The organism is Deltaproteobacteria bacterium (assembly GCA_009692615.1).
In the GTDB taxonomy this organism is placed as follows: domain Bacteria; phylum Desulfobacterota; class Binatia; order UBA9968; family UBA9968; genus DP-20.
This window is the reverse complement of record SHYW01000089.1, coordinates 1-21,254: the sequence shown is the minus strand read 5'-3', so window position 1 is coordinate 21,254 and position 21,254 is coordinate 1. Positions and strand designations below refer to the sequence as shown.

The 21,254-nt window shown below is 56.2% G+C and carries 21 protein-coding genes and 2 pseudogenes; 12 read left to right on the top strand and 11 right to left on the bottom strand.

Features of this window, described 5'->3' with window-relative positions; translation table 11 throughout:
* The first annotated feature begins 273 nt into the window (after positions 1 to 273).
* From EXR70_18765 to EXR70_18715, 11 genes and pseudogenes are all read left to right on the top strand, one after another.
* A pseudogene (locus tag EXR70_18765) lies at positions 274 to 1,275 on the top strand (amidohydrolase).
* 47 nt (positions 1,276 to 1,322) lie between these two features.
* The gene (locus EXR70_18760; protein MSP40536.1) at positions 1,323 to 2,570 is read left to right on the top strand and encodes an aromatic ring-hydroxylating dioxygenase subunit alpha; all 1,248 of its coding nucleotides are present in this window, start codon (positions 1,323 to 1,325) and stop codon (positions 2,568 to 2,570) included.
* A complete protein-coding gene (locus EXR70_18755; GenBank protein ID MSP40535.1) occupies positions 2,563 to 3,609 on the top strand; it encodes a hypothetical protein in 1,047 nt (348 codons plus the stop codon). The genes EXR70_18760 and EXR70_18755 overlap by 8 nt, the downstream gene beginning before the upstream one ends.
* 191 nt (positions 3,610 to 3,800) lie before the next feature.
* On the top strand, positions 3,801 to 4,415 hold the full coding sequence (locus EXR70_18750; protein MSP40534.1) for a protein-L-isoaspartate(D-aspartate) O-methyltransferase: 615 nt from the start codon (positions 3,801 to 3,803) through the stop codon (positions 4,413 to 4,415).
* 35 nt (positions 4,416 to 4,450) lie between these two features.
* Entirely contained in the window at positions 4,451 to 5,197 is a 747-nt protein-coding gene (locus EXR70_18745) for a M23 family metallopeptidase (protein ID MSP40533.1), read from the top strand.
* Positions 5,198 to 5,208: 11 nt separating this feature from the next.
* Positions 5,209 to 6,357 carry a methionine synthase gene (locus tag EXR70_18740; GenBank protein MSP40532.1) on the top strand — a complete coding sequence of 383 codons (1,149 nt, stop codon included), beginning with the start codon at positions 5,209 to 5,211 and terminating at the stop codon, positions 6,355 to 6,357.
* Between the two features lie 77 nt (positions 6,358 to 6,434).
* Entirely contained in the window at positions 6,435 to 6,959 is a 525-nt protein-coding gene (locus tag EXR70_18735) for an adenine phosphoribosyltransferase (GenBank protein ID MSP40531.1), read from the top strand.
* A 149-nt stretch (positions 6,960 to 7,108) separates the two neighbouring features.
* On the top strand, positions 7,109 to 7,678 hold the full coding sequence (locus EXR70_18730) for an NADH-quinone oxidoreductase subunit I (protein ID MSP40530.1): 570 nt from the start codon (positions 7,109 to 7,111) through the stop codon (positions 7,676 to 7,678).
* Positions 7,679 to 7,722: 44 nt separating this feature from the next.
* Positions 7,723 to 9,681 (top strand): phosphomethylpyrimidine synthase ThiC, encoded by a 1,959-nt coding sequence (gene thiC / locus EXR70_18725; protein MSP40529.1) that lies wholly within the window; start codon positions 7,723 to 7,725, stop codon positions 9,679 to 9,681.
* A gap of 42 nt (positions 9,682 to 9,723) precedes the next feature.
* Positions 9,724 to 10,053 (top strand): hypothetical protein, encoded by a 330-nt coding sequence (locus EXR70_18720; GenBank protein ID MSP40528.1) that lies wholly within the window; start codon positions 9,724 to 9,726, stop codon positions 10,051 to 10,053.
* Positions 10,054 to 10,066: 13 nt separating this feature from the next.
* Positions 10,067 to 10,582 (top strand): hypothetical protein, encoded by a 516-nt coding sequence (locus tag EXR70_18715; protein ID MSP40527.1) that lies wholly within the window; start codon positions 10,067 to 10,069, stop codon positions 10,580 to 10,582.
* A gap of 10 nt (positions 10,583 to 10,592) precedes the next feature.
* On the opposite strand, the gene EXR70_18710 is transcribed toward EXR70_18715, so the two are convergent.
* From EXR70_18710 to EXR70_18690, 5 genes and pseudogenes are all read right to left on the bottom strand, one after another.
* A complete protein-coding gene (locus EXR70_18710) occupies positions 10,593 to 11,462 on the bottom strand; it encodes a phosphoribosylaminoimidazolesuccinocarboxamide synthase (protein MSP40526.1) in 870 nt (289 codons plus the stop codon).
* A gap of 167 nt (positions 11,463 to 11,629) precedes the next feature.
* Positions 11,630 to 12,618: pseudogene (locus tag EXR70_18705) on the bottom strand (TerC family protein).
* Positions 12,615 to 12,938, bottom strand: coding sequence for a hypothetical protein (locus tag EXR70_18700; protein ID MSP40525.1), 324 nt, complete (start codon positions 12,936 to 12,938; stop codon positions 12,615 to 12,617). Before EXR70_18700 ends, EXR70_18705 begins: the two are co-directional and overlap by 4 nt.
* Complete coding sequence (gene htpX / locus EXR70_18695; protein MSP40524.1) at positions 12,935 to 13,786, bottom strand: zinc metalloprotease HtpX; 852 nt, start codon at positions 13,784 to 13,786, stop codon at positions 12,935 to 12,937. Before htpX ends, EXR70_18700 begins: the two co-directional genes overlap by 4 nt.
* A gap of 91 nt (positions 13,787 to 13,877) precedes the next feature.
* Positions 13,878 to 14,300, bottom strand: coding sequence for a hypothetical protein (locus EXR70_18690; GenBank protein ID MSP40523.1), 423 nt, complete (start codon positions 14,298 to 14,300; stop codon positions 13,878 to 13,880).
* A 123-nt stretch (positions 14,301 to 14,423) separates the two neighbouring features.
* Here EXR70_18690 and nhaR point away from each other — a divergent pair, with 123 nt between their 5' ends.
* Positions 14,424 to 15,323, top strand: a complete 900-nt coding sequence (gene nhaR, locus EXR70_18685; GenBank protein MSP40522.1) for a transcriptional activator NhaR — start codon at positions 14,424 to 14,426, stop codon at positions 15,321 to 15,323.
* 79 nt (positions 15,324 to 15,402) lie between these two features.
* On the opposite strand, the gene EXR70_18680 is transcribed toward nhaR, so the two are convergent.
* From EXR70_18680 to EXR70_18655, 6 genes are all read right to left on the bottom strand, one after another.
* Entirely contained in the window at positions 15,403 to 15,744 is a 342-nt protein-coding gene (locus EXR70_18680) for a hypothetical protein (GenBank protein MSP40521.1), read from the bottom strand.
* 629 nt (positions 15,745 to 16,373) lie between these two features.
* Positions 16,374 to 16,751: a DUF2294 domain-containing protein gene (locus EXR70_18675; protein MSP40520.1), complete on the bottom strand. Its 378-nt coding sequence runs from the start codon at positions 16,749 to 16,751 to the stop codon at positions 16,374 to 16,376.
* Positions 16,752 to 16,775: 24 nt separating this feature from the next.
* Positions 16,776 to 17,057 (bottom strand): arsenate reductase family protein, encoded by a 282-nt coding sequence (locus tag EXR70_18670; protein MSP40519.1) that lies wholly within the window; start codon positions 17,055 to 17,057, stop codon positions 16,776 to 16,778.
* Positions 17,058 to 17,134: 77 nt separating this feature from the next.
* Complete coding sequence (locus tag EXR70_18665) at positions 17,135 to 18,517, bottom strand: UbiD family decarboxylase (GenBank protein ID MSP40518.1); 1,383 nt, start codon at positions 18,515 to 18,517, stop codon at positions 17,135 to 17,137.
* Between the two features lie 76 nt (positions 18,518 to 18,593).
* Entirely contained in the window at positions 18,594 to 20,123 is a 1,530-nt protein-coding gene (locus EXR70_18660) for an aldehyde dehydrogenase family protein (protein ID MSP40517.1), read from the bottom strand.
* 33 nt (positions 20,124 to 20,156) lie between these two features.
* Entirely contained in the window at positions 20,157 to 20,930 is a 774-nt protein-coding gene (locus EXR70_18655) for an SDR family NAD(P)-dependent oxidoreductase (protein MSP40516.1), read from the bottom strand.
* Between the last annotated feature and the right edge of the window lie 324 nt (positions 20,931 to 21,254).

The following is a 21,254-nucleotide window of genomic DNA, read 5'->3' as shown; positions in this document are numbered from 1 at the left end:
CCAGGGATACGCACTCGGCGAAGTGGCGAGATATTTTGGACGGGATGCCGCCACGGTGGGGACATTGATCGGACGACTCGCCGAGCGCATCGCCAAGGACGAAATGCTTCGACGGGAGATCAATCGGTTGAACAAGAAAGTCGAGATATAAAAGTCTGACCCCCAGCGTTCCAATTCTGGCCGGCATCTTAACCGGCAGCGGCGCCAATTTCTACTTGCTTCGGCGCCTGTTCAAAGATAAATAGATTGGGCAAGGGAGAAGCAATATGATTTATGATTATTGACGTGCACGGACATGTATCGGCGCCCACCGAGTTGTGGGCTTACAAGGCAAATATACTATCGGCGCGCGGCTCCCACGGCCGTGGCGGCGTCAACGTTTCCGACGACTAGATCCGCGCCGCGGCGAACCGCAAAGAGAATTGGGCCAAGGGCCATCTCGATTATTTGAAAGACCACGGCACGGACTTGCAATTGATCTCGCCGCGGCCGTTTCAGTTGATGTAATCGGAGAAGCCGGCGCGCTTGGTGCACTGGTTCGCCGAAGAGTGCAACAACATCATCGCCCGCCAGATGAAGCTGTTCCCCGGCACGTTTCTCGGCGTCTGCGCCTTGCCCCAGGCGGCGGGGGAGCCGATTCAAAATGTTTTGGCCGAGCTTGAACGGTGCGTTAAGTTGGGCTTCGTCGGTTGTCTACTCAATCCCTATCCCTACGAAAACGGCGGCCAAGAAGCGCCGGCGCTAGGCGATCGCTACTGGTATCCACTTTACGAAAAACTTTGCGAGTTGGACGTGCCCGCGCATTTGCACGGCACTGGCTCACGATCGGAGCGCAGTCCTTATTCCGTTCACTTCATCAACGAAGAGACCATCGCGGTGTTCGGCTTGGTGAACTCGACGGTGTTCCAAGATTTTCCCAAACTGAAAATCATCGTCAGCCACGGCGGCGGCGCGATCCCCTATCAGCTCGGCCGCTTCGAAGCGCCGTCGCTGCGCCGCGGCACCGGCGCGCGTTTTTCCGACGGCTTGCGCAAACTCTACTTCGACACCGTGCTTTACACCGAAGACGCCCTGCGCTTGTTGATCAAAACCGTCGGCGCCGACCGCTGCCTGTTCGGCACCGAATGTCCGGGCACCGGTTCGTCGGTCGATCCCGCCACCGGCCGCTCGATGGACAACGTCAAGCCGATGCTGGAGAACATTGAAACCGTCAGCGCGGCGGATAAGCAGAAAATATTCTGCGACAACGCCAAAGCGGTGTTCAATTTGAAATAGTTGGCAGGAGTCGGCGATCGGTTGTCAGTTGGAAATTAGGAGTACCGATGCTTTCGCGCGAGGAGAATGAACGACTAACCCGCGTTGGACCGGGCACCGCGATGGGGCGGTTGATGCGTTGTTATTGGATCCCGGCGTTGTTGTCGGAGGAAATTCCAGCGCCCGACTGCCCGCCGGTGCGGGTCAGATTGCTCGGCGAAGATTTGGTCGCCTTTCGCGATTCTTTGGGCCGGGTTGGCTTGCTCGGCGAGCGCTGCGCCCATCGCGGCACCTCGTTGTTCTTTGGCCGTAACGAGGAATGTGGTTTGCGCTGCATTTATCACGGTTGGAAGTACGACGCGCAGGGCAATGTCTTGGAAACCCCCGCCGAGCCGGCGGGCAGCGACTTTCGCGGCAAGCTTCACCATACCGCCTACCCATGCCAAGAAATCGCCGGGATGATTTTTAGCTATATGGGGCCAGCGGAGAAACTGCCGGTGCTGCCGCGTTACGAGTGGGCCGATTTGACGCTGGGCCAATTGTTTCCAGTGAAATCTTTGCTCCAATGCAATTATCTTCAAGGCATTGAAGGGGATTTCGACTCGGCCCATATTTCGTTCTTGCACAACAACAATATTCAAAACGCCGAGCGCTTGAAGCGCGACGGCGCGCCGACCTTGGAAGCCGAGGCTACCGACTACGGCATGCGCGCGATCTCGATCCGCAAATTCGGCGCCACGCAGATTTATGTGCGCACAAGTCCGTACATCATGCCGTCCTTCAGTATCGTGCCCGGTCCGCCGACCGCCAAGTTCGATGAAGACGACCTGCGCGGTTTTCGCTTTTGGGTGCCGATCGACGACGGCTCGAGCTGGCTTTATATTTTGAACATGCGCAAGCAGCCGTTCGATGACGCTGAACGAAAAAGTTTGCGCAGTTGGGTTGAGACCGACTACCGACGCAAGCGCAACTTGCACAACGACTATCTGATCGACCGCGAGCACCAGCGGACGCTTCTCTATTCAGGAATTGAAGCCGTCAATCCCGCCGAACAAGACGGCTGCGCGACCGAGAGCATGGGTGCAATCTTCGACCGATCGAAAGAGCATCTCGGCTATAGCGATAAAACCATCATCGCCTTGCGCGGGACGCTGCTCGGTGCAGTGAACTCGGTGCGCGCAGGAAAAGCACCGCCGCACGTCATTTATGATCCGCGGGCGAACGATTTTTCACGGTTGCGGTCGCTAAAAGGTGTCTTACCGGCGGGCGCGGACTGGCGGGAAATATTCGCAGGATTAGGCCCCAACGATGGCTAGTTTACTTCGACGCTTGGCTGGCCTGGCGATTGCCATCGCCGTTTCCATAACGCCCGCTACTTCTGTGTCGGCCCAGCCGTTACAAAAGACCGTGGCGATGGTCGGCGCCCGCAGCGGCGCGTCGTGGCCGTTGTGGATCGCCAAAGAGGCGCGCCTATATGCCAAGTATGGCCTCGATGTCGAGCTGGTATACGCGGTGCACCCGTCGCCCATCGTCGCGGTGATCACCGGTCAGGCGGCGATGACTTCAGCGGGTAGCGATCCCGCTTTGCTCGCCGCGGCGAAGGATTCTTCGCTGGTGATTCTCGGCGGTTTCTTGAACAAGGGTTCCTTCGCCATGATTGGATCCAAAACCGCCACTGACATGAAGCAATTGGCAGGTAAAAAAATTGGCATCGGCCGGGTTGGCGATCCGCCCTATCACATGGCGGTTAGCTTGCTGCGTAAGTACGGCATCGCGCCGCGCGATGTTCAGTGGGTGTCGATCGGCGTGGACGCGGCGACCCGCGCCGCGGCGCTGCAAAGCGGTCTGGTCGATGCCGCTCTGATCACCGCGCCGGCGTACTTTCGCTTGCAGTCGGCGGGTTTGCCGGTGCTGGCGGTGTTGTTGGATCACGAAGACATTTACGTATCGACCTATTATCTGTTTCGCCGCGACGCGCTCGGCAAAGAACGTCCGACCGTGTTGGCGTTCATCAAAGCCCACGCTGAAGCGATCAAACGGTTCTACGACGATAAGCCGTTCGCCGCCGCGACAATGATCAAGTTCGGTGGCATCAGTAACCTCGACGATGCCAACCGGGTTTACGAATTATTCAATAAGGCCCGGGTGCTGGAGCCGATTCCCTATGTTCTCAAAGGTTCCATCGATGCGGTGGTGGAGCGCCAAGCCCAGGAACTAAAAGGCGCCGACTTCGGCAAGATGATCGATAACAGTTTGGTTGACCAGCTGGTCAAAGAAAAATATTTTGAAACGGTTTTCGGCGCCGCGATCCGTGACGAGCAACAGCGCAAGCAAGTGCTGGCCTTCGGCCGGTAGCGATCACCCCCGTCCGCGCTTGACCCGGCTCGATTGTAGAAAGGTTTTCCAGTTTCGTGCTACATTCGACTGGCGTTGATTAGATTAGATGCAATTATTCGCCTGATGAGTTCCAACCTTCCGCGCGGTTGTCGGCAAAAGTGAAATCACCCGAAACTATCTCCCATGATTTTGCCTGGGCCCGAGAGCGGATGGTCCAGGAGCAGCTGGTTGCCCGCGGTATCGCCGACGCCCGCGTGCTGGCGGCGATGCGCAAGATTCCCCGCCATCTGTTTGTCGATGCCGGGATCGTCAATCGCGCCTACGACGACAGCGCGCTGCCGATCGGCGACAAGCAGACGCTGTCGCAGCCTTACATGGCGGCGCGCATGAGCGAGACCTTGGCCTTGACCGGGTCGGAAAAAGTTTTGGAGATCGGCACCGGCTCGGCTTATCAGACCGCGCTGCTCGCCGAGCTTTGCTTCAATGTTTTTTCCGTGGAAAAAATTCGCGCCCTATCGCTAAAAGCGCGGGCGTTGCTCGATCGCTTGGAGTATCAAAACATCGCGCTCCACGTCGGCGACGGCACCATCGGTTGGTCCGAGCATGCGCCCTATGACGCGATCATCGTTACGGCCGGCGCGCCCAAGGCGCCGCGGCCGCTGCTCGATCAGCTGTCGGTGGGCGGCCGCTTGGTGATTCCCATCGGCGACGAGCAGGCGCAAGTCTTGATTCGCATGACGCGTACCCGGACCAGTTTCAAACAGGAGCAGCTGGGCGAATGCAAGTTCGTCAAGCTGCTCGGCAAGTACGGTTGGCGCGAGTGAGCTGACAATTTACCGGGCGTGCTGCGAAAAGCTCCATGCAATTTCGTTTCATTGCTATCACGTTCTTAATGATCTCGCTGGCCGGTTGCTCGTGGCGCACAGCGCAGCGGCCGCCTGCCGTGGTAAAAAGAGCTGACGGCATCCATCACATCGTCAAAGCCGGCGAAAATCTGTTTCGCATCGGCAAGGCCTATGACGTGTCGTTCGAAGAGTTGGCGCGTTTAAATCATTTGCGCGATCCCAGTCAGATTCGCGTCGGCCAGGCGATTTTTGTTCCCGGCGCGACCCGGCAATTGCCGGTGGAGATGATTACTCCCAGCGACCCGCCGGCGGTCGCCCGCAACGTTCCCGTGCCGGTGGAGCCGGTGGGAGATGGCTTGCTCTGGCCGGTGAGCGGCTCGATCAATTCGAACTTTGGCGCGCGCGGATTGAGTTTTCACGACGGCGTGGACATCGCGGCGGGAGAGGGCACGCCGATTGCCGCGGTGGAGCGCGGCGAAGTGGTTTATGCCGATCAGCTGCGCGGCTACGGCAATATCGTGATCATCCGTCACGCCGGCGGTCTGGCCTCGGTGTATGCCCACAACCAAGTCAATCTAGTACGCGAGGGACAACAGGTTGGACGCGGTGAAGTGATCGCCAAGGTCGGCAGCACCGGGCGCACCACCGGGCCGCATCTGCATTTTGAAATTCGCAAGAACAACGCGGCCCAGGATCCGCTGCGCTATCTGCCGCAGTTGTGCTGCGTTCCGGCATCCGATATTGTCACGCCGAAAAGTTAGGATGTGAAGCGATGAAAGAATTGGCGAAAATTAGAAACGATGTGGTCGGCAGTCTGCTCCGCCCGGCGGAGTTGAAAACCGCCAGGGTGAGCTACGACGGAGGCAAGTTGAGCCTCGAGGGGTTGCAACAGATCGAGGACCGATTGATTCGCGACACGGTGAAGCTGCAAGAAGAAATCGGTCTTTCGGTGGTTACCGACGGCGAGTACCGCCGGCTCAATTTTCAAGACAGTTTTGGCGAGTCGGTGTCGGGCTACGACGCCGGCAAGCCGAGTCTGCACTTCTACGAGAAACGGGTCGACGGTAGCAGTCCGTTGCAACGCTGGGAAATTCCCGACGGCGGCGAGCAGAAGGGCACCGCCGTGGCGCAACGCCGTCCGGTTTTGGAAAAGATCGGTCTGGCGCGCAACGTGCCGGCGCAGGAGTATGCTTTTCTCGACTCAGTGGCGAACCGTCCCGGCAAAGTCGCGCTCATCGGCCCGGACCGCATTTCTCAGCGCTTCGATTGGCAGAAATCCTTGTCGGTCTATTCCGGCCTCGACGAGTTTGTCGCCGATGTCGTCAAAGTCGAGCGCCAAATCATTTCCGGTCTGGTCGACTCCGGGTGCCGCTATGTGCAAATCGATGCGCCAGGTTACACCGCCTATGTCGATCCGCCGTCCTTGGCGGCGATGCGCGCTCGCGGCGAAGATCCTAATGAAAATTTCAGCCGATCCTTAAAAGCGGACAATGCGATGCTGGCCGGTTTCGATGACGTGACCTTCGGCATTCATCTTTGCCGCGGCAATCAGCGCAGTATGTGGCATCGCGAAGGCACTTATGACGAAATCGCCGAACGCTTGCTCAATGAATTGAATTACGACCGTTTTCTGTTCGAATACGATTCACCGCGGGCGGGCGGTTTCGAACCGTTGCGCTTTCTACCCAAGGGCAAGGTGATCGTCTTGGGCCTGGTCAGCACTAAAGTCGCCGCCCTCGAAAGCATCGACGAACTCAAGCGGCGCATCGATCTGGCGGCCAAGTACGCGCCGCTCGATCAGATCGCGATTAGCCCGCAATGCGGCTTTTCCTCCGACGTGGTCGGCAATTTGATTTCCGCCGACGATCAGAAAAGAAAACTCGAATTGGTTGTCGAGACGGCGCGGCAGGTTTGGAGTTAGTCCTCGCTGCGCGAGGAATCTCAGATTACAAATTACAGATTTCAGATATTTCGGAAGGGAGAGAGATGGCTGACGATATCACCAACATCCGTAACGCGATTCGCGATATTCCGGACTTTCCCAAGGCTGGAATTGTTTTTAAAGACATCATGCCGTTGCTCGCCAACGGGCCGTTGTTCGCTAAGACCATCGACCTGTTCGCCGAGCGCTATCGCGGCGAGAAGATCGATACGGTATTGGGCATCGAGTCGCGCGGCTTTATTTTTGGTTCGGCGTTGGCTTACAAATTGGGCGCGGGATTTAGTGTCGTGCGTAAACCGGGCAAGTTGCCGTTCGATACGCATAGCGCCAGCTACGAATTGGAGTACGGCAAGGACACGTTGGAGATTCACGTCGACGGCATCGCGCCCAAAGCGCGGGTGATCGTTGCCGACGATCTGATCGCCACCGGCGGCACCGCCAAGGCGACTGCCGAACTCGTCGAAAAACTTGGCGGCACGGTGGTCGAATGTGCCTTCGTGATCGAACTTGGCTTTCTCGGCGGGCGGCAAAAACTGGCGCCGCACCGAGTATTTTCATTGCTTCAGTACGACAGCGAATAATCTTTTTAAAAGTGGCGTTTAGGTTTGGTTCCATTTCCTTGACAACTCGTCCTATTCGTCTATAAGCTGAAGATGATACAATGGAATTGCGCAATTGAACGGGTCTCTCCGAGGGACGCTTCCTTCAATAATATTTTAAGGGACGGTTGATGAAACGTATCGAAGAAATGTCGCTCTGGGAACGCATATATTTCCCCGAGGTTTGCCGCGGCCTGTTGGTCACTGGCTATCGTTTTTGGCGCAACCTTGCGGTTCATAGTTTACAAAAGTTCGGTCTCGCTAAAGAAAAGTCGGCGTCGATCACGGTGCAATATCCCGAGGAGCGCTGGATCTATCCCGATACCTATCGCGGCCGCCATCGACTGACGCTTAAACCAGACGACACGGTGCAGTGCACCGCTTGCTTTCTCTGTGCCACGGCTTGTCCAGCGGAATGCATTCACATCGAAGCGGGGGAATACTCCGACAAGTCGGTGGAGAAATTTCCGATCCGCTACGACATCGATACGCTCCGCTGTGTCTACTGCGGCTTCTGCGTCGAAGCTTGTCCCTGCGACGCGATCCGGATGGATTCAGGAACCCATCCGGGCAATCTTGGTTTTAATCGCCAAGCTTTCGTCGAGACCAAAGAAGTGTTGATGGAACGTTCCAAGGAACTGGCCGAGAAGGGTAAAGCCGGCCTGTACGACCAATACGTTAAACCTTACCGTCACGTGTGACCCACGCCGGCGCTTGCCAAGTCGAACCCGAAGGAGGGAATCCCATGTCAAATTCTGAGACTCAAAACGATACCCAGCCGAGTCTGATTACCGACAAACCATTGCCGGCGTCAGACAAAGTTTATGTTCACAGCCATGACCATCCCGAAGTTAGCGTGGCGATGCGCGCGGTGACTTTGTCGTCGAGCGACCATCCTGGCAACGGCAACAGTAATGGCAGTCACGCCGCGGCCAACGTACCGTTGATGATTTATGATACATCGGGCCCTTACACCGATCCGAGCGCCAAGACCGACATTCGCCAAGGGTTGAAGCCGCTGCGCGCGAATTGGATTCGCGCTCGTGGCGACGTCGAAGAGCTGGCCGGTGCCAGCTACCAACCGGTGGCGAAGAAAAATGGCAAAGCCTCGGCGCCCCAGACCGAGCGTTTCCCCGACTCGGCGCGCCGGCCGATCTTGCGCGCCAAGCCCGGCGCCAATGTGTCGCAGATGCATTACGCCAAAAAAGGCATCGTTACGCCGGAGATGGAATACGTCGCGATCCGCGAGAACCTCGGCAGGCAGCAGGCCTTTGAAAAGAGCGCGGTGGCGAATGCGCGCACCCATGCCGGTTATAGTTTTAGCGCGGCGATTCCCAAATTCGTCACGCCTGAGTTCGTGCGCGACGAAGTCGCCCGCGGCCGAGCGATCATTCCTTCGAACATCAATCACCCGGAAAGCGAACCGATGATCATCGGCCGCAACTTTCTCGTCAAGATCAACGCCAACATCGGCAATTCAGCGGTCGCCTCGTCCATCGAGGAAGAAGTCGAGAAGATGATCTGGGCCACCCGTTGGGGTGGCGACACGGTGATGGATTTGTCCACCGGCTTGGACATTCATGAAACCCGTGAATGGATTTTGCGCAACTCGCCGGTGCCCATCGGTACGGTGCCGATCTATCAGGCGTTGGAAAAAGTCGACGGCAAAGCCGAAGATCTGACCTGGGAAATGTTCCGCGATACTTTGATCGAACAAGCCGAGCAGGGCGTCTCTTATTTCACCATCCATGCCGGTGTGTTGCTGCGTTATGTGCCGCTGACCGCCAAGCGTCTCACCGGCATCGTTTCCCGCGGCGGCTCGATCATGGCCAAGTGGTGTCTGGCCCATCACAAGGAAAGTTTTCTCTATACCCATTTTGAAGATATTTGCGAGATCATGAAGGCTTACGACATTGCATTTTCGCTCGGCGACGGATTACGTCCGGGCTCCATCGCCGACGCCAACGACGAAGCGCAATTCGCCGAATTGGAAACCCTCGGCGAGTTGACGGAAATCGCTTGGAAGCATGACGTGCAGGTGATGATCGAAGGGCCGGGCCATGTGCCGATGCACATGATCCACGAGAACATGACCAAGCAGTTGGAAGTTTGTCATGAAGCGCCGTTTTACACCCTCGGTCCGCTGACCACCGACATCGCGCCGGGCTACGATCACATCACCAGCGCCATCGGCGCGGCGATGATCGGCTGGTACGGCACGGCGATGCTTTGCTACGTGACGCCCAAGGAGCATCTCGGCCTGCCCGATAAGAAGGACGTCAAGGACGGCGTCATCGCCTACAAGATCGCCGCCCATGCGGCGGACTTAGCCAAGGGCCATCCGGGCGCCCAGGAGCGCGATAACGCGCTGAGCGCGGCGCGCTTCGAGTTCCGTTGGGAGGATCAGTTCAATCTCAGTCTCGATCCCGAAACCGCGCGGGAATTTCACGACGAAACGCTGCCGGCTCAGGGCGCCAAGGTGGCGCATTTCTGTTCCATGTGCGGGCCGCACTTCTGCTCGATGAAAATTACCCAGGACGTGCGCGACTACGCGGCGCAGATTGGCGTCGAAGAGCAAGCGGCGCTGGCGGCCGGAATGCAACAGAAGGCGGAAGAGTTCAAAAACACCGGGGCGCAGATTTATCACGAAGTTGGTTCGGGGGGGGAGAGCGGCGCGATAATACGCGCCGCGGCGAAAGACTAAGCGGGCGCCGCCGCTTGGCGGCAGGGAAGTTAGCAACGGGTTATGGCCACACAAGCGAAATCGCGCGTTATCGATGGTCGTGGCGTATTTGTTTTTTTTGCTCTAGGCGGTATCGGTCTCCTGCTTGACGTTCAATGGCATCTCAATCCTAATATGATGGTGGTCGACGGCGCCATCGCTACCGGACTCGGAGTTCTTTCCATCGTCAAGCGGCAATTCCGGAGGCTGCGTCACGGCACGCCGCCGCCGGAAGATCTTACTCAAGTCTCGGCCGGCGCGTCGTCGGAGTTGCGCACCGCCGTGTTACTCGTGATTCTCGGCGGCGCGTTGATGTTGCTAGGAAAAAGCACCGTCGCCGGTCTGTTTCCCTGAATCGATCCCGCGCATGCGTGTTCTGCTCTACGGTTTCGGACCCTACCGCGAGTTTCGCGATAACATCACCGCGAAAATCATCAAATCATTGCCGGCGCGAAACGATCTTCGCAAAATAATTTTTCCGGTAAGCTTTCAGCGCGGCCAGTTCGTCGGCGCGTTACGCCGGCATAAGCCCGATGTCATCGTGGGTCTCGGCCAAAGCAGCCGCAAGCGAATTGAAGGGGAAGTACGGGCGAAGAATTGTCGGCGGTCGAGGCCAACTAGCGCGCTGCGACCGATCAAAGTCACAGCCCCGAAGACTCTACAGACGACCTTGGCGCTCAAGCCGGGCCGATCGATTGGCCGGTCAACAGATGCCGGCGATTATGTCTGCAACTATTCGATGTTCATCCTGTTGGAGGAGATCGCGCGAAAAAAATTAAAGCTTCCCTTTGGCTTCATTCATATCCCGTACGACTGCGATCTGCTTAAGGCGCGCCGCGTTGTCGAACGCGTATTGCGCCAATGCCAACGCCGGCCAAGATGAGTCGGCGGCGCTACGCTGTCAGCCGGCGCAGCGCTTCGTTGTACTTGTCTTGGGTTTTCTTGACGATATCCGGCGGCAGTTCCGGCGGCGGCGATTTCATATCCCAGGGTAGGTTGACTAGGTAATCGCGCACGAACTGTTTGTCGAAGCTGTCCGGCGTCTTGCCGGCCCGATAGCCGTCCAGGGGCCAAAAGCGCGACGAATCGGGGGTCAGCACTTCGTCGATCAAGATGATCTCGTCGCCTTCCATGCCGAACTCCAACTTGGTGTCGGCGATGATGATGCCTTTCTTCTCAGCCAGCACCCGGGCGCGCTGATAAATCGCCACGGTGGCGTCGCGCATTTTGGTCGATTTGGTCTTGCCGACTTTTTCGACCATTTCATCGAAGCTGATGTTGATGTCGTGCTCGCCCACCGGCGCCTTGGTCGACGGCGTGAAGATCGGTTGATCGAGGCGCGAGGCTTCGACAAGATTCTTCGGCAGGGCGATGCCGCACACAGCTCCGGTTTTTTGATAATCTTTCCAACCCGAGCCGACTAAATAGCCGCGCACGATGCATTCCACCGGCGCCGGTGTGCTTTTCTTGACCAGCATGCTGCGCCCTTCGAGCTTGGCTTTGTGCGGTTGGCAGGCGGCAGGAAATTCGTCGACGTTGGCGCTGATCAGATGATGCGGCAGAATGTCGCGCATCACATCGAACCAAAATTCCGACAGCTTGGTGAGGATCTTGCCCTTGTCGGGAATCAACGTCGGCAAGATCACGTCGAAGGCGGAAATCCGGTCGCTGGCGACCAACAAAAGTTTGTCGCCAAGATCGTAAATATCGCGGACTTTACCGCGGTTGAATAGAGTAAGCCCAGCCAATGTTTCCTCAGCCATAGTCTCCGTCTCCAATCGATGATTTCTGGTAATGGAGCTTTAAGATAAGTTCTCAGCGCTTCATTGAGTTTCTAAATTCATCATATCGTTTTTCGGGTGTCAACCGCGGTTGAGGTGAGTATCGTGATTTGCGCGATCGAGATTGAGCCGGGCACTCGATCTCAAGCTCAGGACTCTTTTCCCGAGATGTCCGGTTCCTTGCTTGGAATATGGCTGGGATCGAGGCCAGCGGTTGCGAGCCCCGCAAGTTTCGGTTTCACGAGCGAAGCCAGGATGGAGATGGCCAGAATTCCTGCCACCACCCCTAAGGAGACGCCGATGGGGATCTTGTAGAAATCGACGAGCATCATCTTGACGCCAACGAAGCAGAGAACACCGGAAAGGCCGACCTTGAGATAGCGGAACATCTCCAAGATTCCGGCCAGGAGAAAGTAAAGAGCGCGCAGTCCCAAAATGGCGAAAATGTTGGATGTGTAAACGATGAAGGGGTCGAGAGTAATGGCGAAGATTGCCGGGATAGAGTCGACGGCGAAGATCACGTCCGTAGTCTCAATAACCAGCAAAACCACGAAGAGCGGTGTGGCCCAGACGCGTTGATCAATGCGGACAAAAAAACATTGGCCTTCAAACTTATTGGTGATCGGCATCCAGCGCCGCAGTAACATGACGGCGGATTCTTTTCCGGCGCAAGTTTTTTCTCGCCGGCGAAAAACATTTTGATGCCGGTGAACACCAGAAAGCCGCCGAAGATGTAGACGATCCAATGAAACGCGCTCAGCAGGGCGGCACCCGCCGCGATAAATATCGCCCGCATGACCAGGGCGCCGAGGATGCCCCAGAAAAGGATCCGATGTTGGTACATCGGCGGCACGGCAAAGTAGGAAAAGATCATGATGAAAACAAAGATGTTGTCTACGCTCAGGGACTTTTCGATCAGGTATCCGGCAAGAAACTCCATCGCCTTTTTGGAGCCCCACATGTAGTAAATTCCCAAGTTGAAGAGCATCGCTAGGAAAATCCAAACTACGCTCCACGTGAAAGCCTCTCGCAGTGAAACCGTATGCGCTTCACGGTGGAACACCAGTAAGTCGAGGGCCAGCATGCCCAGAACGAAAAGGTTAAAAACGATCCATAAGTAAAGGCTCTCTGGTGTCATAGATTTTCCCTTGCCGGTAGGGCCCAATAGAGGACTAAGGCAACGAGTCCGAGAATTCCCATCAAGCCCGACGGAATAAAGTCGCCGTTCAGCATTAAACTGCAGGCGAAAAACGCGATTAGCAAAAGGGTTATGAAAGGCGCGAAAACAAACCCCAGCTCTTTTCGTCTAAGCACGCCCAGCCCGCTGGCCAGCAGTCCAAGCCCAGAGGCGCTCCCTCCGATGAGGGATACGATGCTTGCGGAGTTGGTATAACCGATGATTCCGCCTCCTAGCACCAGGAGGCCAAAAAGCAAAATCACTATGCCGGGTGCCGTCATCGCGATACACCCTTCATTGCCTCAAGCCGTCTGATCCGCTCCTGCATGGGCGGATGGGTGCTGAACAGTTGCATCAGGCCTCCACCTGTCAGCGGATTAACGATGAACATGTGAGCGGTGGCCGGGTTGGCTTCCATCGGATTGCGTTCCGCCCCCTGTTCCAGTTTTTTCAGCGCACTGGCGAGACTCGCTGGATCGCCAGAAATCCCTGCGCCTGTCTCATCCGCACCAAATTCCCGGTGGCGCGAGATCGCCATCTGAACCAACATCGCCGCCAGTGGCGCTACGATGATCATGAGCAAAGCAACCATTGGGTGACCTCCCTCCCGATCGTCGCTACTTCTTCCGCCGAAGATCATTCCCCCGTGAGCCATGTTCGCGAGCATCGAAATCGCGCCGGCCATAGTCGCGGCGATAGTCCCAACGAGGATATCTCGGTTCTTGATGTGGGAGAGTTCATGAGCCAGCACCCCGCGTAATTCGTTTTCATTCAGGATCGCAAGGATGCCGTCCGTGACTGCCACGGCAGCGTGCTTCTCATCTCTGCCCGTGGCAAAAGCATTCGGTGCTTCCTGAGGAATCAGATAGAGTTTGGGCATGGGCATCTGCGCGCGCAAGGTTAAGTCTCGCACGATGCGATGAAGGGTCGGAGCCTCGTCCGCGCCGATCTCCTTTGCCCCGTACATACGTAGAACGATCTTGTCACTGAACCAGTAACTGCCACCGTTCATGATCACGGCAAAGATGAAAGCCATCATCATGCCCCCTTGGCCACCCAGCGACCCGCCGATTGTGACCAGAATCACCGTCAGAAGCGTCATCAAAAAGGTGGTTTTAAATGTGTTCATCTCGATCTCCAGCCGGCGCAAATTTTGCGGTACGCATCCTTAGACTTTGTCGATAAAGAGTGCCATTGCGAATACATCGCCGCCGGTATCATCAAGCTCTTAACCTGAAGTGTTTGTGGCGCAAGCCGGATCGATTGGGTCGTGATCCTGACAGCGCGCCGGGTCGATCTCGACATGTGATCTGCCACCGGTTTAGTCCTGCCCTTAGATAATCGGGGTCGATGCCCAGCGCTTCGCAGATGTTGCTAAAAGAAAAGACCCAGTCGCTGTCATTGGGAGCGTTGAGCCAATTTCGGGCATCGTTAAAATCGCGCCGCTGCCGGCGCGAGCACCGGCGCACATCGACGGAGAGACATGCCACAACGTCTTCCAACACCGCAGCCATCAAGCGCCGCTCGGGGTTATCGTGATGGCTTTTTCGCAAGGTTGAATAATACTGCTCTGACAGCAATATGTCGGACTCGAACAACTTACCCATAGCGAGATGAGCATACTCACTGGGTCCAAAACTCATAAATGTGACTCCTTTCGCGATGTCCTCTAGGTTTCATCGAGTAACATAAGTCCGGTCCCGGCATTTCACTAATTCATAATAGTTGATTGATCGATAGAAAAAACCGCACTATGATGACGCACCATGGAATGGCTCAACTATCATCATCTGCTATATTTCTGGACCGTGGCGCGGATCGGCAGTGTCTCGCTCGCCGGCGCAGAGTTGCGCCTAACTCAGGCGACGGTGAGCGCGCAGATCAACTCATTGGAAAAAGCACTGGGCGAGAAGTTGTTTCGCCGTTTCGGGCGTAAGCTAGTTTTAACCGACACCGGGAAATTGGTGTTTCGCTATGCCGATGAGATTTTTTCTTTGGGGCAGGAAATGTTGGGGACCCTCAAAGGTCGGCCCGAAGGCCGTCTCGCCCGCCTGACCATCGGCGTAGCTGACGTCTTGCCAAAGCTGGTCGCTTATCGACTCATTGAACCGGCGCTCAGCCTAAAAGACTCCTACCGGATCGTCTGCCGGGAGGGCACCAACGAAGAACTCTTGCCGGCGTTGGCTCTGCACGATGTCGACGTGGTGTTGGCCGATTCTCCAATCGACCCTGCGCTCAATGTCAAAGCGTTCAGCCACCTGCTCGGCGAATGCGGCATGATTCTTTTTGGCACCCCAAAACTAGCGGTGCAATACCGCCGCGGTTTCCCGCGTTCCCTCGACGGCGCGCCATTTTTGCTGCCAACGCGAAACACAACGGCGCGGCGCTCATTGGATCAGTGGTTTGATGGCAAAAGTATCGTTCCGCACGTCATCGCGGAGTTTGAAGATAGCGCTTTGTTGAAAGTGTTTGGCCGACGCGGGCATGGTTTATTCTTCGCACCGGCTGTGATCGCCGCGGAGGTGCAAAAGCAGTACGACGTAAAGATCGTCGGCAACCTCGCCGACGTGATTGAGCGGTTCTACGCGATTTCATTGGACCGGAAATTGAAACATCCAGCCGTGGTGGCGATTTCGGAAGCGGCTAAAGCGCGGCTCGGCGATTGATTAGCTTAACGGGTGGCGTTCTTTGTGTGTCGATTTCAAGTACTCGCGCACGAGCGACAGGTCATTTCGCGGCGTACGTTCACCGGCGGTGTTTCGTCGCGTAAAGTTTTTCAAATTCGCCACCGTCAAGCCAGATGCCGTGACAATCGGCGCAGGCGTCGATGATGACAGAGTGGTCGATGGCGCTATAGATGCGAAGCAATAACGACCCATCGCGCGGGCAGTGGCCTTTTTTTCCGGCGGCTTCTTCGACTGTCGCGCCTTTCAGTAAACGAGCCACTTGAGTCGCCTCTTCCGCCAGCAATTGGCTTAGTTCATGGTCGTCAAACCAGGTGCCATTGCACACGGTGCAGCGGTCTACGGCTGTTTTGTCCACGGTAACTTCGACCAAAGATTCGGTTTTGCATTTTGGACATTGCATAGCGACTGTCTAGCAACTTGCGACTAATGCATCAAGGTTCGCAAGTGCAAATTGAGATTGGTGGGTGATGCGGGCCTCTAGCGGTTTGTCAGCTTAGCTACAAGCCTGCACGGGAGGCTGGGAAAAGCACTGCGTCCTGGCACCAGAAAACGTTCACCGCATCGGTGTCGATGTCGCGAGTTCAATACCTACGTCTACCCAGCAAGCTGGGGCCGGTGTCATACCTTGCCTTAGAAAAGAGAGATGTTCGCTCTTTTCTAATGGGCACTGGTTGATGTGGAGCCGCGCTAGTCTCAAAATTTGTTGCTGCCCTTGACTATCATCGCGATCCCGCCGATCAAACCCATCGTCGCGAACATAGCTAATCCTGGCGCTTCGCGAATGTGGTAGATACCAACGGCGCCCAAAATGACGAGGAGCACGCCAGCAATCATATAAATCGTAGAGTTCATGTCCAATACCTCCCGTGTTAACTAGCGCCTTTGACCAAAGATCGAGCCAAATAAAAAGGCCGACCGGAAACCTGAGTTTCCTTGGTCGGCCCATTTCCCGACTGGTTTAGTTTTTTCAAACCAACCTTTCGGGACATCGTCAGACTGTGGCGTTTATAGAGACGAGGCGGTCATATGTCAAGAGCTTTTATTGCGGGCTAGAGATTTCCCCAGATTGTTATCTAAGGAAAAGACAAAGACCCGTTCGCCGGATTCGGTGCTGATGTCGGTATGCAGATCGAGAATTGTCGCTTCGGTAATATCGCCAACGACCTGGTACAAAAGCGGGCGCGCTTTGTCGATCAGAGTCGCGCGCATTTTTTTGACCAGTTCTTTGCCGTCAGTTGATTGTGTCAGCTGCTCTTCCGCCGGAGTCAAAACTCCCTTGAGGCGAACGACGACCATATCCTCGACGATATGAGTGGTGGTTTCTTTCGGGCCGCGGCCCATGTAGTCGATTTCGAATTGAACGATGGCGCGGCTAATTTCCGCTTCGATTTCGCCTTTGGTTTTCATGGGCAAGCCGCGCGCCGCTCACGGCTAAAAAAGTTTTTTGACTTCCGCTTCGTTGAAGCCGGTGAGTTTATTTTTGCCTTTGATGAACACCGGCCGTTTGAGCAGATTGGCATCCTTGAGCATGAGCTTGATCGCTTGGTCTTTGGACGGCGGTTTCTGCTTCATGTTCATCTCCTTGTAGAGTGCCGTGCGCGTGCTCAGGAACGGCTCGATGGGATCGTCGCCGATGATTTCCCGCAATTCTTTTTCCGTGAATGGTTGCTTGCCGTATTCACGCTCTTCGAAATCGATCTTTTTCGCTTGCAAGAAACTTCTTGCTTTACGGCACGCGGTTCACGTCGCTTTGTAAATGAATCTGAGTTTGTCGGCCATGATCGCGTCTCTTACTTGAAGAACTTCGCCATGCGTTCGAAAGCCGCCGGCTCGACTTCATTGCGCACCGGCCATTCGTCTTTCGACTTTAGAGGAATCGTCGCGTCGATGATCGCCACGGCGTCGCCCAGCCAGCCGCGGAAGCTCTGCACTTCGCGGATGATCTCGATGTCCTTGTCCCAATGCACGCGGGTGGCCACGGCCCACATCACTTCGCGCTCGTTGTACGGGTCGATGTCATCATCGACGATGACCGCCAGTTTCAAGTTGGGCATTTCGACAAAAGCTTGCATGCCGGCTTTGTTGGGCTCGTTCTCAAATTCTTTTTTGATCGAGATGTAGCAGATGCACCGGCCGCAACCCGACGAAGCCAGATGGATACCCTTGATGCCTGGGACATTTTTCTTGATGACGTTGTAGGTGCTGCCTTCTTTCGGAATACTGCCCAAGTTCCAGTGATCCATGTGGCCGGGCCAGAAATCTTCGACAATGGCGCCGCGCCGGTGGGTGATGGCGGTGACTTCGATGACCGGCACGTCCATTTTCGGTTGAGCATAGCCGAGGATTTCGCCGAACGGGTTTTGCGACTGGCGCACGCCGGGAAGAACCTCGCCTTCGATGATCACTTCGGCATCCGCCGGCACCATGAACTTATCGCCCCAAGTCGTCGAAGGGGTCAGGCGCAGAGGTTCTTTCAAAAATGCCGAGGCGGTCAGATAATCGTTGTTGCCCATGGCGGTCATGGCGCAGGAAGATAGATAAAAAGCCGGGTGGTGGCCGAGAATGACGATCACCGGCGCGCGCAGATTTTTCGCTTCGTATTCGCAGGCCATGGCTTCGAGATGGTGATGCTTGTGCGCCGAGAAGCTCATGTGCTGCGGGTCGTGAAATTTATTCTTGGTAAAGGTGATGTCGTAGTAGTCGCTGTCGAGTCCCTTCATGGCACAGGTCATCGTGTGATAGGGACCGGCGTCGCCTTTCTGATGCATCGGCATGGGGAGAATTCTCAAGTCGGCTTTGTCACCGGTGAGCACGACTTCCTTCACCGGAGCTTTGTCGGCGGGGATGATTTGCACGCTGCCCTGTTGCTGTTCGAGCTTGGCGACTTCGAGGCTGACATCCAAGGGCGATTTGATATCGCCCATGTCGAGGGAGTCGGCAACGTATTGGCGCGTCACCCAGGGATTGTAAAACATCGGGAACGCCGACTTCTGGCCATTGAGCGCCGGTAAATTTTCGAACAGCACCATCTTCGGCTCGTTGCGCACGTCGAGATGCTTTAGATAAGCCACGGTCTCATAATTGTTGGCATCGATAAAATTTTTCTCGCGAATGACGGCGCCTTCGCGGTTGGCGCCTTCTTTGGCGATGAAGCTCGGTAAATCTTTGGCCATGAAAATTCTCCTCTGGGCAATCGTTAAAATGGTATCGTAAATATTTAGTTGAATCTCCAGTCGAGTTCAAGCGAGTTTAGCTTTTAATCAGACCGATAAACGCCTTGAGCTTGTGGCGCCAGCCGGTGTGGCAAAGCAAGTTGAGCAGGTGGCGCACCTGATTAGCTTTTTTCGCCGTTGCCGGATACCAGGGAAATTCTTCTTTGAGGCCGAAGCGATCGCTGACGATGGTCTTCTGCTGGCAAAATTTGCGAATCCCTTGGGCGCCGTGACGGGCGCCAAAGCCGCTCTCTTTACGCCCGCCCATGGGCGCATCGGGGATGATAAAATTGACCAGACTATCGTTGACGCACACCGCGCCGCTGTCGAGATGAGTGGCGAAGTTTTGCGCGACCGCGCGGTCTTTCGAAAATACGCTCGCGCTCAAGCCGTACTTGGAATCGTTGGCTAACCGCAGCGCCTCATCGGCGTCGCGTGCTTGCATGATCGGGATTACCGGGCCGAAGGTTTCTTCGTTCATGATGCTCATGGTGTGATTGACGTCGACCAGTACGGTGGGCTCGTAATAGAAACCTTTGAGCGTCGGGTTGCGTCGGCCGCCGGCTAAAAGCTTGGCGCCGCGCGCCACGGCTTCTTCGACCTGCGCCGTGATTTTATTCAATTGCTGTTCCGATGTCAGGCTGCCGACATCGACTTCATCCGCGCTCGCGCCCTGACGAATGGCGCGCACGCGGGCGACGACCTTGTCGACAAATTCTCGATACACCGGCGCTTCGACGTAAACCCGTTCGATGGACGTGCAGGCCTGTCCGCAATTCATCAGTGCGCCCCAAACGCAGGCGCCGGCGGCGCGATCGAGATCGGCGTCCTTGAGAACGATCAGCGGATCTTTGCCGCCCAGTTCCAGCGACACCGGAACCAGTCGTTCGGCGGCCCGGCGCATGACCCTTTTGCCGGTTTCGACACTGCCGGTAAAGGCGATCATGTCGGCATGATCGATCAGCGCTTCGCCCGTCGCAGCGTAACCGACGGCCACTTGAAAAAGATTCTCCGGCAAGCCGGCTTTGGCGGCGATCTCAGCGCCGTAAAGAGCTGAAAGCGGCGTCAGCTCGGACGGTTTGATAATGACGGCATTGCCCGCCATCAGAGCTGGAATCGCTTCGCCCAAGGTCATGGTCAGGGGAAAATTCCACGGACTGATAATGCCGATGACGCCGCGCGGCTGGTAGCTGCACACGACTTTCTTAAACTTCACCAAGGGAAAGTGCGGCCGGATGATTTCCGGCCGTAAAAACTCTTCTGCTTTTTTCGCCCACATGCCGATGGCGTTGCACAGATAAAAAAGTTCGTTGCCGCACACCTCGGCGCGCGGCCGGCCGGTTTCACCGGTCAGGATGTCGGCTAACCGGTCGCTATCGTCGAGCAAGAGATCGCGCAGGCGAAAAAAAATCTTGCGCCGTTCGGCGAAGCTGGTCTGTTGCCAGAGCCATTGCGATTGACGACCGCGCTGCACCATCGTCGCCATGTCGGCGGGAGCAGTGGTTTTCAGTTCGGTGATGATTTCTAGCGTCGCGGGATTGCGAACTTGAAGGGTTTGGGCGTCCACGGTGAATTGATGATCGTTTGGCTGGCGAGGGCATTACACCATCGTCTGACCGCCGCAAATGTTCATCGCTTGACCGGTGATGCCGCGGGCGGCGTCGGAAGCGATGTAGGTGACCAGTTCGGCGATCTCGTCGGCGTCGAGAAATCTTTGGATCGGCACCGCGGCTAGGGCTTGGGCTTTGTACTGTGCGGGCGTGATGCCTTGCAGCGCGGCGGTCTCGTTGATGCCCAGCGTCGCCATCTCGGTCTCGACCCAGCCGGGACAAACGGTGTTGACCGTGATGCCGCGCCCAACCACTTCAAGCGCCAGGGCGCGGGTGAAACCGATCATGCCATGCTTGGTGGTACAGTAAGCGGTGTAGCCAGGCACACCGAATTTGCCGAGCACCGATGAGATGTTGATGATCCGCCCGCCGGCGTTGTCCGGCATATGTTTTAACACCTCTTTGGTGATCAGATACATGCCGTTTAGATTGGTCGCGATGATGTCATGCCACTTGCTGTCGTCCTCGTCGTCGATGGGGCTCAGGCCTGAGATGCCGGCGTTATTCACGAGAATGTGGATTCCACCCCACTTGGCAACGATCTCCGCGAGGGCGCGTTGAATCTGGGCCTTGTCTCTCACGTCCGTCGGCAAGGCTAATACTGTCAGGCCGAGTCGGCTCAGCTCCGCTGCCGCGGAATCAATATGCGCCGCACTGCGGGACAAGATCGCTACGGCTGCGCCAGATTTGCCCAATGACCTAGCGATCGCCTTGCCGATTCCCGTGCCACCGCCTGTTACGATTGCGACTTTGCCACTCAACATAGTGCCAACATGTGCCTCAAGAATGAAACGATAACTAACTGCAATTCCATAAATTTACAACATTGCCGCGGGTTTCTTTTGGAGCCTGCGGTCGGGAGACGAGCCGGGACAGCGGTGGTCTGGTAATTGCTCACTTATTGGCATTGCGGCACGGTTTGTGTCAGGGCGCGGGGAATTTCCTGTCGTGGCAACGTCAATATGTCATGTTAACAGCAACGCGATTATGTCAGGGTAGTGCGTTGGGTTGAGGTCGTAAGTTAGAAACCTGGCCATAGCGGAACCCCACCTTGTTGGAGTTGGTTCGATATAGGCCAAGTGTGTGCG

Excerpts from the sequence above, each read along its gene's own strand:
- EXR70_18675 (MSP40520.1), bottom strand. The coding sequence starts at position 16,751 with ATGAAAACCAAAGGCGAAATCGAAGCGGAAATTAGCCGCGCCATCGTT.
- EXR70_18710 (MSP40526.1), bottom strand. The coding sequence starts at position 11,462 with ATGGCTGAGGAAACATTGGCTGGGCTTACTCTATTCAACCGCGGTAAA.
- htpX (MSP40524.1), bottom strand. The coding sequence starts at position 13,786 with ATGAACACATTTAAAACCACCTTTTTGATGACGCTTCTGACGGTGATT.
- EXR70_18720 (MSP40528.1), top strand. The coding sequence starts at position 9,724 with ATGGCCACACAAGCGAAATCGCGCGTTATCGATGGTCGTGGCGTATTT.
- EXR70_18745 (MSP40533.1), top strand. The coding sequence starts at position 4,451 with ATGCAATTTCGTTTCATTGCTATCACGTTCTTAATGATCTCGCTGGCC.
- EXR70_18730 (MSP40530.1), top strand. The coding sequence starts at position 7,109 with ATGAAACGTATCGAAGAAATGTCGCTCTGGGAACGCATATATTTCCCC.
- EXR70_18740 (MSP40532.1), top strand. The coding sequence starts at position 5,209 with ATGAAAGAATTGGCGAAAATTAGAAACGATGTGGTCGGCAGTCTGCTC.
- EXR70_18655 (MSP40516.1), bottom strand. The coding sequence starts at position 20,930 with ATGTTGAGTGGCAAAGTCGCAATCGTAACAGGCGGTGGCACGGGAATC.
- EXR70_18700 (MSP40525.1), bottom strand. The coding sequence starts at position 12,938 with ATGACGGCACCCGGCATAGTGATTTTGCTTTTTGGCCTCCTGGTGCTA.
- EXR70_18690 (MSP40523.1), bottom strand. The coding sequence starts at position 14,300 with ATGAGTTTTGGACCCAGTGAGTATGCTCATCTCGCTATGGGTAAGTTG.
- EXR70_18715 (MSP40527.1), top strand. The coding sequence starts at position 10,067 with ATGCGTGTTCTGCTCTACGGTTTCGGACCCTACCGCGAGTTTCGCGAT.
- EXR70_18750 (MSP40534.1), top strand. The coding sequence starts at position 3,801 with ATGGTCCAGGAGCAGCTGGTTGCCCGCGGTATCGCCGACGCCCGCGTG.
- thiC (MSP40529.1), top strand. The coding sequence starts at position 7,723 with ATGTCAAATTCTGAGACTCAAAACGATACCCAGCCGAGTCTGATTACC.
- nhaR (MSP40522.1), top strand. The coding sequence starts at position 14,424 with ATGGAATGGCTCAACTATCATCATCTGCTATATTTCTGGACCGTGGCG.
- EXR70_18665 (MSP40518.1), bottom strand. The coding sequence starts at position 18,517 with ATGGCCAAAGATTTACCGAGCTTCATCGCCAAAGAAGGCGCCAACCGC.
- EXR70_18755 (MSP40535.1), top strand. The coding sequence starts at position 2,563 with ATGGCTAGTTTACTTCGACGCTTGGCTGGCCTGGCGATTGCCATCGCC.
- EXR70_18680 (MSP40521.1), bottom strand. The coding sequence starts at position 15,744 with ATGCAATGTCCAAAATGCAAAACCGAATCTTTGGTCGAAGTTACCGTG.
- EXR70_18760 (MSP40536.1), top strand. The coding sequence starts at position 1,323 with ATGCTTTCGCGCGAGGAGAATGAACGACTAACCCGCGTTGGACCGGGC.